General features: G+C 67.1%; 9 protein-coding genes. 2 read left to right on the forward strand and 7 right to left on the reverse strand.

Translation table 11 applies throughout. The annotated features are described in order from the left end of the window. Window positions 1-49 precede the first annotated feature (49 nt). Together gcvP and KF745_03505 are read left to right on the forward strand one after the other, a co-directional pair. The gene (gcvP, locus tag KF745_03500) at window positions 50-3,037 is read left to right on the forward strand and encodes an aminomethyl-transferring glycine dehydrogenase (GenBank protein ID MBX3357472.1); all 2,988 of its coding nucleotides are present in this window, start codon (window positions 50-52) and stop codon (window positions 3,035-3,037) included. A gap of 256 nt (window positions 3,038-3,293) precedes the next feature. Beyond that, window positions 3,294-3,968, forward strand: coding sequence for a DUF1579 family protein (locus KF745_03505; GenBank protein MBX3357473.1), 675 nt, complete (start codon window positions 3,294-3,296; stop codon window positions 3,966-3,968). Window positions 3,969-4,045: 77 nt separating this feature from the next. Here the strand turns inward: KF745_03505 and KF745_03510 are convergent, their stop codons facing one another. The 7 genes from KF745_03510 to KF745_03540 form a co-directional block, all read right to left on the reverse strand. Beyond that, window positions 4,046-5,191 (reverse strand): TIM barrel protein, encoded by a 1,146-nt coding sequence (locus tag KF745_03510; protein ID MBX3357474.1) that lies wholly within the window; start codon window positions 5,189-5,191, stop codon window positions 4,046-4,048. 23 nt (window positions 5,192-5,214) lie between these two features. After that, on the reverse strand, window positions 5,215-6,759 hold the full coding sequence (xylB, locus tag KF745_03515; protein ID MBX3357475.1) for a xylulokinase: 1,545 nt from the start codon (window positions 6,757-6,759) through the stop codon (window positions 5,215-5,217). A gap of 18 nt (window positions 6,760-6,777) precedes the next feature. Beyond that, window positions 6,778-9,042 (reverse strand): HAMP domain-containing histidine kinase, encoded by a 2,265-nt coding sequence (locus KF745_03520; GenBank protein ID MBX3357476.1) that lies wholly within the window; start codon window positions 9,040-9,042, stop codon window positions 6,778-6,780. Then, a complete protein-coding gene (locus KF745_03525) occupies window positions 9,042-9,782 on the reverse strand; it encodes a response regulator transcription factor (protein ID MBX3357477.1) in 741 nt (246 codons plus the stop codon). The genes KF745_03520 and KF745_03525 overlap by 1 nt, the downstream gene beginning before the upstream one ends. 18 nt (window positions 9,783-9,800) lie before the next feature. Next, entirely contained in the window at window positions 9,801-11,354 is a 1,554-nt protein-coding gene (locus tag KF745_03530) for a DUF4139 domain-containing protein (protein MBX3357478.1), read from the reverse strand. Between the two features lie 49 nt (window positions 11,355-11,403). Then, window positions 11,404-13,773 carry a VWA domain-containing protein gene (locus tag KF745_03535; GenBank protein ID MBX3357479.1) on the reverse strand — a complete coding sequence of 790 codons (2,370 nt, stop codon included), beginning with the start codon at window positions 13,771-13,773 and terminating at the stop codon, window positions 11,404-11,406. 220 nt (window positions 13,774-13,993) lie between these two features. Next, entirely contained in the window at window positions 13,994-17,959 is a 3,966-nt protein-coding gene (locus tag KF745_03540) for a DPP IV N-terminal domain-containing protein (protein MBX3357480.1), read from the reverse strand. Between the last annotated feature and the right edge of the window lie 57 nt (window positions 17,960-18,016).

Below are 18,016 nucleotides of genomic sequence, written 5' to 3' on the forward strand. Positions count from 1 at the left end.
CCACCCCCGATATAGGTCGCCAAGAACGACCCCACGCGAGCACCCATCGATGCCCGAGACCACAACCTCCGTCGGACGTTCGGCCGTTTCCAATGGATCGCACGTGCCGACGGCGACGAGTGCCGCCGCGCCGCCGCAGTCGGAGTGCTTTGCCGATCGCCACATCGGACCGAGCGACGACGAGATCGTGCAGATGCTGGGGGTGCTCGGGTACGGCTCGCTGGATGAGCTCACCAGCGCGACGGTGCCGGGGTCTATCCGCCTGGACCGGCCGCTGAACGTCGGCCCGGCCGCGGGGGAGTTTGAACTGATCGCCGAATTGAAGCGTACCGCGTCGAAGAACAGGGTGATGCGCTCGATGATCGGCATGGGCTACTCCGACACAATCACGCCGCCGGTCATCCAGCGCAACATCCTGGAGAACCCGGGGTGGTACACGCAGTACACCCCCTACCAGGCCGAGATCGCCCAGGGCCGGCTCGAAGCGCTCCTGAACTTCCAGACCATGGTGGCCGATCTGACGGGGCTTCCGCTCGCCGGCGCCTCGCTGCTGGATGAGGCGACCGCCGCGGCGGAAGCGATGGCCATGTGCTACGCCATTGCGGGCGGGAACGAAGGATCGAAGCGCGTGTTTGTCGTGGCGGAGGACTGTCACCCGCAGAACATCGCGGTCTGCCGGACGCGGGCGGAGTCATTGGGGATCACGCTCGTCGTCAGCGGCGTTTCAGCGATCGATTTCTCTCGCAGCGATGTCTGCGGCGTCCTTGTGCAGTACCCGACAACCGACGGACGAGTGATCGACTACTCGGGGGTGTGCGAAGCGGCGCACAGGGCCGGAGCCCAGGTCGTTGCTTCGGCCGACCTGCTGGCGCTCACGCTCATCACGCCTCCCGGGGAGTGGGGCGGGGGCGGGGCGGACATCGCCGTCGGCTCGGCGCAGCGGTTCGGGATTCCGATGGGGTTCGGTGGACCGCACGCGGCCTACATCGCGACACGCTCCGAACACGCCCGCAAGATGCCGGGCCGGATCATCGGGGTCTCGAGGGATGCCCACGGCAACCCCGCGCTCCGGATGGCGATCCAGACCCGCGAGCAGCACATCAAGAGGGAGCGGGCGACAAGCAACATCTGCACGGCCCAGGCCCTGCTGGCCATCATGGCGAGCATGTACGCCGTGTATCACGGTCCGGACGGCCTGAAGCGCATCGCGATGCGGGTCCACTCGAACACGTCGGCGCTTGCCTCAGGGCTCCGCGGGCTCGGGCACGACACAGGTTCGGCCCCCTTCTTCGACACGCTGAGGGTTCGGCTGGGCGCGGGCGTCGCCGCGGCCGACGTCCATGCTCGCGCTGTGGCCCGAGGGATCAACCTCCGACCGTACGAGGACGGGACCGTCGGCGTCTCGCTCGATGAGACCACCTCCGCGGCGGATGTCGCCGCGACGCTCGCGTGCTTCGGCGGCGATGGAGCGGCGGCGGCACCGGGGACCCGCGCCGAATACCCCCGGGGGCTCTCCAGGACATCGTCCTACCTCGCCCATCCTGTGTTCAACACGCACCATTCCGAATCGGAGATGCTCCGCTACATCTTCAAGCTGCAGAACCGCGACCTCTCGCTGGCGCACAGCATGATCCCGCTCGGATCCTGCACGATGAAACTCAACGCGACGAGCGAGATGCTGCCGGTCACGTGGCCCGAGTTCGGCCGGCTGCACCCCTTCGCGCCCGCGGACCAGACCCTCGGCTACGCGGAACTCTTCGCCTCACTCGAATCGTGGCTCGCGGAGATTACCGGGTTCGCCGCGGTCTCCCTCCAGCCCAACGCCGGCTCGCAGGGGGAATACGCGGGGCTCATGGTGATCCGGGCGTACCACCAGTCTCGCGGCCAGGGGAAGCGAGATGTCTGCCTGATTCCCGATTCGGCGCACGGGACCAACCCGGCATCGGCGGTCATCGCGGGAATGAAGGTGGTGGCCGTTGCGTGCGACGATCATGGGAACGTCGACATCGCGGACCTGCGGGCCAAGGCGAAGGAGCACGCCGCGGATCTGTCCTGCCTGATGATCACCTACCCGTCGACCCACGGCGTCTTTGAGGAGGGGATCCGCGACATCTGCAAGGTGGTGCACGACCACGGCGGACAGGTGTACATGGACGGGGCAAACATGAACGCCCAGGTGGGGCTCACCAGCCCCGGGGTGATCGGCGCCGATGTCTGCCACCTGAACCTGCACAAGACGTTCTGCATCCCCCACGGCGGCGGCGGGCCCGGCATGGGGCCCATCGGCGTTGCCGCGCACCTGGCGCCGTTCCTGCCGGGCCACCCGGTGCGTCCGCCGGCCGACACCCTCGCACCGATGCGGCACCGGCGCGGCATCGACGGGGTTGGCTCCAAGTCCATCGGACCCGTCTCCGCGGCTCCGTTCGGCTCGGCCTCGATCCTGACCATCTCCTGGGTGTATATCGCGCTCATGGGCGGGGAGGGCCTCAGGAGGGCCACCCAGGTCGCGATCCTGAACGCGAACTACATGGCCAAGCGGCTGGAGTCGCACTACCAGGTGCTCTACCGCGGCAAGGCCGGCACGTGCGCGCACGAGTTCATCCTGGATTGCCGCCCGTTCGAGAAGTCGGCGGGCATCAAGGTCGACGATATCGCCAAGCGTTTGATGGACTTCGGATTCCACGCCCCGACCATGTCGTTCCCGGTTCCTGGGACGCTCATGATCGAACCGACCGAGTCGGAGCCGAAGGCCGAACTCGACCGGTTCGTCGAGGCGATGGTCGCGATCCGCGAGGAGATCCGTGCCATCGAACAGGGCCGCATGGACCGGGCCGATAACCCGCTGAAGCACGCACCGCACACCGCCGCGGCGGTAGCGTCGGACACGTGGCCGCACGGGTATTCGCGCGAACAGGGCGCGTTCCCCGCTCCGTGGGTGCGGGAGCACAAGTTCTGGCCGATCGTCGGGCGCATCGACAACCCGTTCGGCGACCGCAACCTGGTCTGCGTGTGCCCGCCGATGAGCGAGTACGCCTGAGGCAGCGGGTCCGAGAACGTTGACAGGCATCTCATCGAGACATCGCCTTGGTGGGGCGATACGTGAAGCCATTCCGCAGAGTCGGATGGGGCGAGTTGCGCAATCTATCTCCGGGCCAATCCCGTCATCCGGCAGGACTCGGCTCCTCCCGTGGCCGATGGTGATAACGGACCTGGTGTCGTTCCCGCATTGCGGCCGCCCTTGAACCAGGCTTCGCAGCGCCGCCGGGAATCGAGACCCCAACGGAGCACACTTCATGATTCTGAACCGCGCCACGCTTGCCATCGTTCTGGCCGCCGGGCTCGCCGCGACTGCATCGGCCGCCGAACCCCCGGGCTGCAAGAGCCAGGACCAGACGACGGAGCGTCTGCAGCCGTGCAACTCGATGTTCAGCCGCCTCGTCGGCGAATGGGAAGGCCAGATCCAGACTCGCAACAGCGACGGGCGCGTGTCGACCTCGATGGCCAGCGTTTCGAACCGCCTCGAGAACAACGACAAGTCACTTGTGTCCTGCTTCGAGGGCTTCGCCTTCGGTCGCCCGGTCCACGGCGCCTCGGTGATCCGCATGAACCCCGGCGCCCAGGCCGAGCGGTCGTGGTACACCAACCTGACGAACGCGACCATGACGATGCCAATGAAGGCCTCGAGCAGCGAGAACTCGATCGCGTTCGCCGGCGAGGGCGTTGATCCCTCCACCGGCAAGACGGTGAGCATCGAGCAGGTGCTCCGCGTTGTCGATAGCAACAACTACGTCTTCGAGTCGTTCTCGATCGAGAGCAGCGGCGAGAAGGTCATGCTGATGCGCCTCGAGATGAGCCGGCTGCCCGAGGGCCGCCTCGCCCAGGCTGCCGAAAAGTTCAGCGACGCCAAGCTCCTGGCCAAGGTCCGGCTGAACTCGCCGGCGCAGACCGCCGACGCCAACGGTCACTGATAACCGCCTCCACTCACGCGGCTCGTCCCTGCTCTGAACGGCGGCGCCGGTCTCGACCGGCGCCGCCGTTTTTCTCGCTACCCCGGCGGAGGAAGCGGGCGGAGCCGCTCGGGGTGCCTGCTGCGGGCACGGACGAGATACGCCTCCAGCCAGCCGCGGGCGCGATCGGGGCGGCTCCTCGCGGCGAGAATCTGCTCGTGGTCCAGAACGCCGATCCAGTCGATCGCCGAGCGGATCGCGTCCATGGAAATCCGGAGGGCCGTCTGCACGGGCATCCGCTCGGGATTGATATCGATCCCGAAGTGCCCGGTGTAGCCGTGCATCGCGAGCGTGTACAGAGCCGCATCAAGCTGCTCGGGCGACACGCTCCCGACGGGGAGGTCCTGGTCATAGTTTCCCAGCGGCTGGCTGTTCCAGTGGCTGTGCGCAAGCCGGCCCTCGGAGAGAGGCCAAGAGAACGCGTAGGCCAAGTCCTCAAATCCCATCAGCACGTGACCGACCTCGGGGTTCATGCACACCAGGGCGTGACCATCCCCCAGCAGCCGAGTATTGGGTTCCGCCCTGAGCCTGGACTCGACAAGCCGTCCGAGCAGAACGCCCTCGGCGGTCGTGCCGAAGAGGATGCGGCCACGCGGTTCGTACGGCTTGGGCTCGAAGGCCACCCGCACGCCCGGCACCTCGTCCATCGCCTCGGCGAGGCCGTCGATAAACCGATCTCTCGCGGCCACGAAGTCCAGGCCAAACGGGTTCTCGTACCCGTCGATTCCCGGCCAGAGAACGGCGAAGTCACACTCCAGTTCACGGTTCATCCGCAGGGCCGCCTTCGTTCGGTCGATCGCGGCCCGCCTTGGGGCCCCGAGCGGATTCGAGAGGCTGCCGAACTCAAACTGCTCGTCGTAGAACAGGTTCGGGATCACCGTCAGGATCCGTATCCCGGCCTGACGACTCCACGTCCGCCACACATCGATGTTCTGCTCGTTGATCTCATTGGGGTAGTGCGCCTCCAGCGCCGAAAGCCCGTCGGCCTTGAGCCCCGCCGCGACTTCGAGCCGCTCCTCCAGCGAGAGTTCCTTCTGATACCTCGCGTGAAACCGGCTGGCCATCGGCGAGAAGAACCAGACCCCGGCGGAGAACTTCGGCTCAAGCCGGAACGCCCCGAGATGCGCCAGCAACTGCTCCGCAGTGCGGCGAGTGCCCTGCGATCGAAGGTCCACCAGCCCCATTGCTTATCTCCTGACACCCCGCTCTACCGTGGCATCGCGGCGAACGTCTCCCGCAGTGCAGGGTACACCCGCCCGTACATCCGCAGATGATCCGCGTAGAACCGGCGTGCCTCCTCATCCGGCTCGCGCACCTCAGTGTCCCGGATGACCTGGGCACAGGCCGCCTCAATGCTGGGCCACGCACCCACCGCAACCCCGGCAAGCAGCGCCGCACCGAGAGCGGGCCCCTCGGCCGTGGTGGGCATCGCCACTTCGCAGCCATAGATGTCCGCCTGCATCTGCCGCCAGAACGTCGACTTCGCGCCGCCCCCGCCGAGCAGGACCCGCTCGGATTCAATCCCGAGGCGCCGGAAGATACCGATGATCTGCGCCATCGTGAGGGTTACCCCCTCGATCAAAGCACGGATCATGGAGCCGCGTGTGTGGCGGGCGGTGAGCCCGACCCACGCTCCCCTCGCCGCGGGATCGGCGTGCGGGCACCGCTCGCCGGTGAGGTGCGGCAGGAACACAAGGCCCCCACATCCAGCGGGCGCCGCCCCGGCCTCCCTCATGAGGTCATCGAATGGAACCCCTGGGGCCAGGACGCTCTGCGCCCAAGAGAGGGCCCCCGCGCCGGAGAGCATGCAGCCCGTAGTGCACCATCCGCCGGGTCGAGCGTCGGTTCCCGTGGCGGAACACATGGCATGCGTCCGACCGCACGCGGCGGCATCGACCAGATCGGGGCGACACGATTTCGTATGGGCGTACACCACTCCGCTCGTCCCGAGGGTTGCGAGCAGGACCCCCTCGCGCACGACCCCGGCGCCGAGAGCGCCCATCATGTTGTCACCGGATCCCGCCACGACGGCGGTTCCCTCTGCCAGCCCGGTCTGCGCCGAAGCCCACCGCGTCACCGTGCCCGCGACTTCGCCCGACTCATGCACCCTCGGAAGGATCGCGGGATCGATCTCCGCCGCGTCGCACACCGTCGGGCTCCACGCCCGCCTGGAGGGGTCATAGAGCAGCGTTCCGGATGCGTCCCCGACATCGGTCGCCGGCTGGCCCGTGAGCCGCCAGCGGACGAAGTCCTTGGGCATGAGGACACAGCCGACGCGGCCCCACAGTTCGGGCTCGTGCTCCCGGACCCACATCAGTTTCGGCAACGTGAATCCAGGCAGGGCCGCGTTTCCTGTCTCGCGGACCAGGCTGGCCCGCCCGCCCACGCGGGATTCGATCTGGGCGCACTGTTTCGCCGTCCGCTGATCGTTCCAGAGCAACGCCGTGCGCAGGGCGGCCCCCGTCCCCCCGCCCGCAAGGGTCTCACGACCGAGCAGGACCGACCCGTGCATCTGCCCGCTGAGTCCGACTGCCGTGATTTCTCGCGACGACCGTCCCGATAGCCTCGCGACAGTTGGAACGAGCGATGCCACCCCCTTCCACCACAGTTCGGGATCCTGCTCGCTCCACCCCTCTCGTGGCCGGGTGACCGCATACTCGACCGACGATGTAGCGAGAACGCCCCCATGCTCATCGCACAGGATCGCCTTCGCCGCGGATGTTCCGATGTCAACTCCCAGCAGCAGGGCCACGTGCCGAGTGTAACCCCTTCAGGCCCCGGGCTGACGGTCGAGGGGCAGCGTCAGCACGAATCTCGCTCCCGGTGACACTCTCGCATCCAGGCGCAAGTCACCTCCCAACTGCCGCGCCAGACCCCTGGACAACGCAAGCCCGAGTCCCAGGCCGGAGGCTCCGGCGTCGCCCGCGCCCTTGCCGCGGAAGAACGGCTCGAAGACATGGGCGCGATCATCAGCGCGAACCCCCTTCCCGAAGTCACGAACCGCGATTTCAAGGTCTCCTCCGGATTCCCGGACATCAACAGCCACCCGCTTGGAGTCGCCCTCGTGCTGGCCGTACTTGCACGCGTTGTCGATCAGGTTGAACACGATGCGCTCGACGGTCGCCGGGTCGACGCGAAGCCCGGCGCTCGAACCGGCATCAAAGTCGACCGTGAGATCCATGCCGCACTGTGCCGCCCGCTCCGCCGCGCCGGGCCTGATGCGGTCGATCAATTCGCTCGCCGTAATCCACTCGCGGCTGACCGGGACAGCCCGGCGTGTAATCCTCGCGTATTCGAGCACGTTCTCGACGATCCGCGCAAGCCGCTGGGCCTCCCGCTTGAGGGTGGCAAGGTACTCCCGCCGGCTGGCTTCCTCCTTGACCATGCCATCCGACAGCATCTGCGAGTACAGACAGAACGTCGTGAGGGGAGTACGAAGTTCGTGCGTCACCGCGGAGACGAACCGACCCCGCCGTTCCGCCAGGCCCATCGACGCCCGAAGCACCATTGTGACCACGCCGATCGCTCCGATCGCGGCGATCCAGGAGAGCAGCAGGGCGGTCCGAAGTGGGGTCCACGCGGCCGCGCCATTCGGACCGACCACCGGGGCCACCGGTATGAGTTCTGCGGGGATTGAGGCCAGCCGCGACGCCAACCGTTCGGACTCAGGACTCCCACCCGCCACTTCAAGTGCCGGGCGATCCCGAACCGGCACAAGAACAGCCCCCGGAACAAGGTCAGACGCCTCGGCAACGAGCCACCGCTGCATCGCCGGCCAGTCGAGCCAGATGCCCTGCACAACCTCGTTCGAGCCCACGCGAACCGGACGCGTCAGGATGAGTTCGTCCTCGCCGCCAACCCCGCGCAGCCAGTTCGGCCGAAACTCCCCGGTCTGGACCGGCGCGGGTGTATTGGGCTCGGCGCCCGCCAACGCGTCCGCCGCGAACATCGCCGGGTCCAGGGCCCCAACCTGAGCCTCGGACACAACGATCGCCTGATCCGCTGGGCGGATGGGCCCTGCCTCTTCGTAGGCCCGCTCACGGGCGGGCCCCATGGATGAAGAATCGGCCCGCGACCGAGCGCCCCGATCGGCATCCGCCTCACCCTTCTCCCGCTTGACGCCGGCGCCTGCTGCTGCGGCGTCGCGGGCGGCGACATCCTTGTCCGCGAGCCTGCCCATTGCATCACCCTGTTCGGCCGGACTGACAGGCCCAGTTGCTGACGCCGGCGGCATCGACGCGGGCGGCGGCTCCGTGGCGGGAGCCTTAACCCACTGCTGCGGAACAATGTTGGTGGCCCGATCCGCCGCCTGCTTTCTCGCGGCATACTCGACCTCCGACCGCTGCCCGGCGCCCCGTTGGAGACTCTCATCGCTCAGCGTCTGCTGCGGAACCGACGCCGCAGCGAGGGAACGCCCGGCCCGCTCGGGGAGGTTCGATCGATCGTCCTCCCGACCCGGATCGCGTGCCTCCCGTTCGACCATGTCGAATCCAATGCCAGCGGCCGCACGCCCGACTTCCTTTGCAAGCCTGGTCGTCCGGCCGACCGCCAGCATGCGCGTGAGGGCGTCAAGCTGCCTCGTCTGCTCCACCACCTGTTCGCTCGAGACGTACGCGGCCTCCGCAAGGTCCCTCATGTTGCCCGCCGGAGCCTGCGGGGACGTCACGCTGCCGTCCGCGTTGACCTGGAAGTTCAGCCGCACGAACCGGCTGCCGGTTGTCAGCAGCGGCGAGGGCACCATGACCTCGCCGGGGCTCACCTCGTTCCACATCCGCGTGTACGCGCGATCGGCGGGGTAGAACGCCTGGTACTCGAAGTACGGCCTCGCCGCTTCGCGCGCAATAATCGGCGTAACCGCGGCGTCCATGCGCCAGAGCGTCAGCCGCACCGCCTCCTGCTGCTTGGCGTGCTCCCTGGCCCAGCGCTCCTCACGCTCCAGGCGCAGCGCGTGCGACGTGATCCACCCGAGCGCGGCCACCACCGCTCCGGCGGCGGCGACGAACACCACGACCGCCCGGCTGACCCTTCCCGTCATCAGCCCCCCTCCCGGTGCGCGTCGGCCGTGGGGACCGGGTCCGAAGCGTCACCGGCAAGCATGTACCCCTTGGCCCTGACCGTCGTGATGACCCGGGGCTCCGAGGGATCGTCCTTCAGCACCTCCCGGATTCTCGCCACCGCCATGTCAATCGTCCGCGTCTGCATCCCGCGCGGATCGAGGCCCCACACCCGCTGCAGCAACTCTTCCCGCGAAACCGCCCGTCCACGATTCGCCGCGAGATAGGCCAGAAGCTCCGCCTCACGGGGTGTAAGCGATGCCCTTGTGCCATCCTCCAGGACTGCCTCGCGGCGGTCAAAGTCGATCGTCCTTCCGGCGATGACGATCCGCGGCTGCGCTGCGGGCCGTCCGGGCGAACGCCGCATCACCGCCTCGATTCTCGCGAGCAGTTCGTTGACGCCGAAGGGCTTGATCACGTAGTCGTCCGCGCCGAGCCGAAGGCCCTGCACCCGGTCTTCCTCCTCCCCGACCGCCGTGAGAAAGATCACCGGCAGCGAGGCCCGCGACCTGCGGAGCTCCCGCAGCACCTCGGTCCCGTTCATCTTCGGCATCAGGATGTCGAGGAGGACCAGGTCCAGCTCGCCGGCAAGTGCCGCCTCGAGCCCGGCGCGTCCGTCCGCCGCCTCCCGGACGGAGTATCCGGAACACGCGAGCGCATCGCACACACCTCGGCGGATCGCCGGGTCATCCTCGATCACCAGCACGGTTCCCAGTGACATCCGCGGCTCCTCCCTTCCCTACCAACTGTACTTCACCGTATACGTCACGGTCGCCTCGCCGTCAGGGTCCAGCGTCACCGGGAAGTACACCGTCCGCGAATCCGCCTTCTCGTACTCGCTCGAGTGCTTGATGATCGCCCAGTTCGCCCACCGGTACATGTTCTCCTTGATGATCACGCGCACAGGCTCGGCCTTGTGGTTGCGGACCTTGACCTCAACAGTCTCTTCGATCCAGCGCCGCTTGGAATCGACCTTGAAGTCCACCTGACGCCGCTCCCCGACGACGTCGAACGCCGAACCCAGCTTGATCAGAACGCTCTCGTCCTTGGCGGTGTGGTCGATGACATTCTCCCCGATGAACTCCATCGATCCGTCAGCAGGATCGACCTTGTTGACGCGGATGCGCCCGCTCGGCAGCGGCATGCCCATCCGGCTCTCCTTGGAGTTCTTGAAGCGCAGGTAGATGTCGACCTTGCTGTTGGATTGTGTGCCGAAGTTCCGGTCGACCACCGGATCGGGATGGACCCCGTAATACCCGTCACCGAGCCCGTAGTACACCAGCACCTTCTCGCACGGGACCCCGTGAACCGGATCGAACAGTTCGATCTGCTTGGTCGCGTTGTCGGGAATCGTCGCCGCCCTGCCGAGCGTGTACAGGTGGTACTCGAAGAACGACTTCTCCGCAAAGCCGGCCGATTCGGCCGCAGACGGTGCGGCCACCATGGCGGCCATTCGGCCCCTTCGCTGCGGCGCCCGCTGCACGTCGCCGGCAACCAGCTTGAGCGTTGCATCCGTGTACGAAGCGCCGGACTTGTTCAGGATGCTGACCCACGCTGAAACATCCAGCGTCCCCGAGTTGGCGTCCTTCCCCTCCGCGAACACGAGGTTGTAGTCCGCCCACCACGTGATCCCCGAGGTCTGGTAGGTCACCCGCACCGGTGTCGGGCCCCCGGCGTCGCTGGCCACGTCCCAGACAAGTGTCGGCCGCGTGATGAGCCCATCCGGCAACGCGGGGAACCGGATGTTGCTGTACCCATTCACCACCTGGATCGTGCCGTCGTCGGACCTGAGCACGAGGTTCCCATAGGCCGAGAGCAGGGTCCCCGCAAGCGTGACCACCTTGTCACCCTGCACCTGATCAACGCTGATCGGCCGATCGATGAACTTGCGGAGCAGGACCTCGTTGCTCACGAGGTCGAACTGGTAACTCTGCTCCAGGATCGTGGCGCTGCCGTTGCGTGCCGTGAAGGAGACCGTGGTCGGCTCGATCAGCGACGCGACATCCGTGTACCGAACGGTGCTGCGACCGCGGGCCAGGTCAAACGTTCGGTCCTCCCGCACCAGCGCGTACCCCGGAATCTCCTCCCAGGGATACCCCCGCGAGTAGCCGCCTTCCATGGGAACCGGGCGGTACAACTCGGCGGGTATCGCCCCCGGGGTTGCCGACGAATAGATCGTCACCGCCGTCGAGCCCGCGGCCCCGGCTATGCCCGCCGCGGCGGGCTGGCCGACACGTTCCGGCTGGAGTGCCAGCCCCGCCACCGCCGCCATCACCCATGCTGCAAACGCCATAGTCACTCCTTGCTCGCCGCGCGTCCATGGTACAACGCCGATGACAGCGCTATTCGGGGTTCTTGAACAGCACCCGCTGGTTGTTGAGCATCAGATACACATCGCCGCCGAACGCCAGCATCCCCTGCCGATTCTCCTGCACCAACTGGGCCACGCACTGGGTGTACTCCGGCGTGCCGAACTCGACAACCCGATCGGGCTTCTCCTGCTCGCTTGCCAGCAGGCGGGTGTCCACCCACCGCCCGCCGCGATTCAGGCATGCCTCGCCGCCGACCTGCTGGACACCGGCGATCCGAACCATGTTCATATCCGCATCCAGGTAGCAGTTCATCGCCTGCGCGCTGGTCTGGCGGAACTGCTCGTCGTTGTTCTTGGCCTGGGCAACGCCGCTCGCTCCAGCACGGTCGGACGAGATCTTCTTGACTTCCGAGGACAGCCTGTCGCTCGCCGCGCGAGCAGGCACGAACTCAGGCATCGCCAGTCCGCGTTCCCTGCGGTCGGCCACTTCCGCTGGGTCGGTGGCCAGGAATGAAGTGTATTCGGTGAGGATGCCAAACCGCGTGCTCAGGCGCACGACCTCATCAACCAACTCCTTGGTCCGCGGATCCGTGGCGGTGCTGCCATTCGCTCCGGACTGGCGGATCTCATCCAGAAGGGCCGCGATCTTGCGGCTCGCCCACAGCCGCGGCACGTGCCCGTTCCGGGTGCTCGCCGCGCCGGGGTCGAGCGTGAACTCGAACGACCGATCCTTCCCGAAGAAACGGCCGTCAAGCCGCATCCTGGTCGGAGCATCGCCCGTGTACTCGCCGAGCACGACAAGCTGGTCCCCCTCGAACAGGTCCGGCAACTCGCCGCCGGCGCCGCCGATACCCGCCTGAAGATCCCGAACAAGCCGTGTTGACGGCTTCCCGTCGCCGTCAAGGGCCACGAGCCGCGGCGCCGCAAACGCCGGCCCGCTCAGGCGCCTGAACACCTGCGACACCTTCACCTCGACGTCCTCCTGGGGAAGCACGAACGTGCTCGCCGCGCGGCTGCCCCGCGCCAGCGCCGACAGCAGCGGCGCGTTGACGTCGAACCCCACCCCGAACGTAAAGATCCGCCGATCAAACGTGTTCGCGCGGGCCACGTCCTCGCGGATCTGCACCTCGCTGCGCACCCCCACCGTCGGAAGCCCATCGGTCATGAAGAGCACCATCGGAAGCGCCTCGGGCGTCGGCGTTACCCGCAGCGATTCGATGGCCGCATCGTGAAGGTTGGTTCCTCCCCCCGCCTCGATCGCCAGCAGGTATTCCCTCGCCTGCTCAACTGTCCGAGCGTCCTTCACAACCGGCTTGTCCGCGAACGACCGGATCGAATCGGAGTAGTCGATGATGTTGAACGACTCACCGTTCTCGAGCCCCGCGACCACCTGCAGCGCGGCGTTCCTGGCCTGCTCGAGCTTCTCGCCCCGCATCGAACCGGATCGATCAAGAACCATCACGACTTCACGCCGAGTGGCGGTCCGATCGGCGGGGCGGTCGGAGGGGAGCCCGGCCAGCAGCAGGAAGTACCCGCCGTGCCCGTCGCCGACACTCGGATCCGGGTACGCGATGATCGTTGTCGAGAGGCCGTCACCCGCCGACTTCTCCAGCAGGTACGAGAGCCGGTAGGCGCCGGCCGCGCGGGACGCCGCCTCGGGCAGGTTGACCTTGTACTGCGTCGGCGACACCCGTTCCGTCGCGAACTCGTGGCTGGGGGAGTAGACGGTTGAGATCGGCCGGCTGCTCTTGATCGTCATCCCCACCGTCCACACCGCATCCCCCCCACTGATCGACCCGGCGCCCTCGCTGCGCGGAAGGACAAAGTCGACCCGGTCACCATCCCGCGGCAACACCTGCTCGTACACCAACCGCACCTTCTGGGTGGCCCCGGCGGGAACCGGGAAGACACTGGACTTGATCAGGTTGTACCCTGCGAACTCGAGCAGCGCCGGGTCGCGCTCCCGATTCACGATGGACTCGTAGATCCGCCTCGCCTCGTCGCGGGGGAGCAGCTTGGCGGTCGGCTCCGACCCGGTCCCGTCGTACTGGAACGAGCGGATGGCCACCCCGTCCGGGACCGGGACGACCAGTTCCGCCTCCTGGGGTCGATTCGACGGATTGGTCAGCGTGAACTCGAACGACGTCACCGCGACCTGATCGTCGATCGCGACCTCGGCGCCAACCGCTGAAAGACTCACCGGGGCCGGGACATTCGGCCGCGGCGGCCGCCGCCGGACCTGCGGCACAATAACCGTAGGTCCCGTGGTGGTCGTCACGGTCGTCTGCGTGGTTGTGCTGGTCACGGTCGTCGTGGTCTGCGCCGAGACCGCCGACCCGAGCGACACCGCGAATCCAGCCGCCGCCACGATCGCCAAAGTCCGATGCTTGATCGCTTCCATGTCAGGCTCCTGCACCCAGATCAGACCCACGCGTGCCACGGCGCCCAGCCGGGCCAACGTGCATCCCAGGACCGGCTCGTCACCAACCAACGACGGCCGGCCCACTGTTTAGTCGTTTATTCCTACCGCCCGGGTCCCCGTGCGGCGGTAACGCCTTTGTAACGCCGCCGCGGCCCGCGCCGGGTCGTGCATTCTCGGCCTTCCGCCGCCCGCCGCGGGTCTATTCGGCCACGGACGCGGCCGCCTCGCCCTGTTCCGGAGCCGGCGGCTCCGATGTCGCACCGCCCGGGGTCATCGTCCGCAGAATGAAGTCGTACATCAATCGCTGATACTGCTTGCCCGTAATCCCATGCCGATTCGTCGGGTACACCGCCTGATCGAACTGCTTCCCGGCCGACTGCAGCGCCTTCGCCAGCTTCATCGAGTTCTGCGGGTGCACGTTGTCGTCCATGAGGCCGTGGACCAGCAGAAGGCGGCCCCGCAGATCCTTCGCGGCCCGAACGACGCTGGACCGGCGGTAGCCGTCCGGGTTTTGCTGCGGCGTCAGCATCAGCCGCTCGGTGTAGATCGAGTCGTAGTCGCGCCAATCGGTCACCGGCGCCCCCGCAATCCCCGCGGCAAAGAGCGACGAGTGAGTCATTGCGTACGCCGTGAGGAAGCCCCCGTACGAGTGTCCGTGCATCCCGATGCGGCCCGGGTCCGCCCACGGATGTTCGCCTGTGAACCAGCGGATCCCGTCCTCGACGTCCCGAAGTTCCGGCACCCCAAGTTCCTTGTAACACCGCCACGCCGACCTGGCGCTGACGCCGCTCGCCGACCGCGGATCGGCACGGAACACCACGATCCCCGCCTGCGCCAGCACCTGCTCCCAGACTCGCCCGTTCGCCCACGAGTCCGAGATCGTCGGCGCGTGCGGCCCGCCATAGGTCAGGAACCAGACCGGGTATCCCTCGGTCCGAGACGGGTCAAACCGCGGCGGATAGGTGACCGCTCCCTGCATCGAACCCGAGTCCTCGCCGCTTCCAACAGGGACCCGCACCAGTTCAAAGTCCCCGAAGTCGTACTCGTCCAGAACATGCACGGGATTCGTATCGATCGTCCTGACGGCCCCCCCTCCATCCGTCGACCTCAGCACGACCCTCATCGGAGTGGTCACGTTCGACCACGTGTCGACGAAGAGCTCACCGGTCGGATTCATCACGATCGAATGCGACCCGGATTCGGTCGTCAGGCTTTGGAACCCGCTGCCGTCGAGCCGCACCCGATACAGCCCCGGCGCAATCGGACTCGGCTGCGTGCCCGCAAGGTACACCCATGGAGAGCCGGATGCTGCCGCACCCGCGGGTCCGCTGGAATCCCCGGCCCGTTCCTCACCCTGCCCCTCGATCAGCACGATCTGCCGATCCTCCCAATCCCCGTTCAGAATCGGCCTCGGCCCCTCGTCGCCCGATGCAGGCGCCGAAGCCCCCGTCGGGTGTCCTTCACGATCAAAGTGATACGGATGCTTGTACCCGGAACGCTCCAGCAGGACGAGAAACGACCCATCTCTCATGAACTTGGGCTCATCCAGCTGCTCAACCCAGGCATCGGTCGTCTCACGGAACAGCTTCTTTGTGCTCCCGTTCTCCGCATCCACAGCGCACACATCCAGCCAGGTTTGCGTCCTGTCCTGAACACCGACCATCGCCGCCCTGCTGTCGGGCCACCAGAAGACGCCAGTAATGAGGAACGCCCCAGGGTCATAGTCGGGCATCTCGGCCCACGTCACGTCGCCGCCCGCAGCGCTCACCACGCCCAGGCGAACGACGGGGTTCGGCTGCCCGGGCTTCGGGTAGGGAGTCACCTCGACCCGCTGCGGATCCGTGGTCTCGTTCACAACCGTGAACGTCGGCACCTGCCGCGAATCCACCTCGAGCAGCGCAATCCGGGAAGAGTCCGGCGCCCACCAGTACGCCCGCCAGTTCCTGCCGAAGACTTCCTCAAAGTAGACCCAGTCGTTCTTGCCGTGGCGCAGCAGGTCCGTGCCGCCCGTGGTGAGCTGCCGGCTCGTCCTGGTCGCCCGGTCGACGACCCAGAGGTCATTGTCCCGCACAAAGGCAACCATCGCGCCATCCGGGCTGAACGATGCGAGTTCCTCCTTCTCCGGCGAACTGGTCAGGCGTTCAGCCGCCGAGCCGTCAACTACCGCGTAATACAGATCGTTCTCGTGTTCGAACAGCAGACCCGTGAAGTCCTCCGTCATCGTGAACGACGTCCGCTCGCTGATCTTCTTGGCCTGCTTCGCATCGATCGAAGGAACACCCTCCAGCGCCCGCGCCAGCACCTCAGGGTCGATGAACCGCTCCATGCGCCCCGTGTCGGCCGCCACTTTCCACAACGACCTGTCCTTGGCCTGGAGAAAGTGCTTGCCGTCCTTCATCCACTTGATGCCGCCGACCGGATCTCCGCCAAAGTCGGGCGCCTTCTCCGCGCCGTAGATCGCCTCGAACGTCAACGGCTGGTTGACCTTCCGATCCTCCGGGAGCGGTCGCACCGCACACGTCGTCAGCCCGACCGGCGCGTCCAGCCGCACCACCGGCGTCTCGGCCCCGACCGCGAGCGAATCGCCGAGGAACCCCCACGCGCCCAGCCCGTCCTCGCACGCCGGCTCCAGCAGGTACGACGCCAGCCGCCCTCGCTTCTGACCAGTCCGCACCACGATCGTGCCCGGCGGGAACGACCTCGCCTCCTGTGTCTTCCGGACCTCAAGGTCGACGAGCCGCCGACCCTGGAATGGCCGCTCCGACCGCGTGATCCCCCCGACGGAATACACGCCGACATCCAGCTCGACATCCTCCCGCAACTCCTCGACCTCGATCCCGTGACGCTGCAGCACCTCGACAATCGCCGTCTCGGAAGCGGGCATCATGTACGCCCAGGCCATCGGAACATCCAGGGTCGATTCGAAGCGGTCCCGGAGTTCCACCTCGTACTCCCGCGGCCGGTCAGTCGGCGTAACCACCCCGTCAACCTCGACCTCCTCCCACCCAAGCACCGTTACCTTCTGCGGCCTCGACGCGGCCTTGGTGCGCAGCGCCACCACGTCATCCGGCGCCGGCCGGCGCCCTCCATCGATGGCCCGTTGATCCGCCTCCCTCTCCAGATCCCAAATCGCCTCCCGATTCTCCGCGGCGTACTCCAGCACCTCGCGGCAGAACTCCAGTGTTCCCCGGACACGCTCCCGGTACGGTGCGTGAGAGTACGACTCGACCAGGATCCCCACCCGGTTCCTCAGCCCCACGTACGACGTCCCGTACCTCGCTTCGGCCGGAAACGTCTCCCACGCACCGCGATCTTTCGAGAAGTTCCCGTAGAAAAACGACTTGATGCCGGTCCTTGCTTCGAGCCGCCGCGAGATCTCCGGCAGCAGCGTCCCGTTGACATAGTCGCCCATCGCCGAATCGCCGGCCGGCACCTTCGGCCCCGCGTACGTGATCAGGTACTGGTGAAACGAACCATCGGTCGTGTGCGTGTCCACCACAACCGCGGGATCCCACTCGTTGATGAACTTCACGAGCGCCCGGGTCTCGGGCGCGGCGAGCTTGACGAAGTCCCGGTTCAGGTCCAGGCCCTGCGCGTTCTCCCTCGTTCCTACCCCGCCCTCGGGCCCCACCTGCTCCGGGCGACGCTCTCTCACATCCCCCACATCCTCGTTGCCGTCCGCGTTGTACACCGGGGCGATCACGACAACCAGGTCCTCAAGAACCCGCTTCGAGAACGCCTCCTCCGCCTCCGTCGGGTGGAGAATCTGGCGTGCCAGCATCGGCAGCGCCTCTTTCCCATCGACTTCCCCCGCGTGAATCCCCCCAAGCAGGAGCACCACCGGCTTCTTCAGTTTCCGCGCGTCCCTCGCCGACTTCACGGGCTTGTCGGAGATCACCAGCAGCGGGATCGCTCGATCCTGGTGAGTCCGGCCCATCTCCAGTCGTGTGGCCTTCGGCGAAGAGGCCGCGATGGCGTCCAGCAGCCCGACCACGTCCGCATACCGCGATGTCTTCGTGTAGTCGGACGACTCGGCAACCGTCCGCAGGCCCGCCGCGGCGTGTTCGACCGGTTGATCAGGCTGGCGCCCCTGCGCCGTCGGCTGGGCGCACGCCCCCGGGACGGCCAGAACCACGGCGACGAAAACCCACACCACTTTCGACATGATCGACCGCTCCAGTCGCCCGCCGCTCCGGCACGGGTTCAACACCGAACTCATCAC

Source organism: Phycisphaeraceae bacterium, from assembly GCA_019636655.1.
Classification (GTDB): domain Bacteria; phylum Planctomycetota; class Phycisphaerae; order Phycisphaerales; family UBA1924; genus JAHBXB01.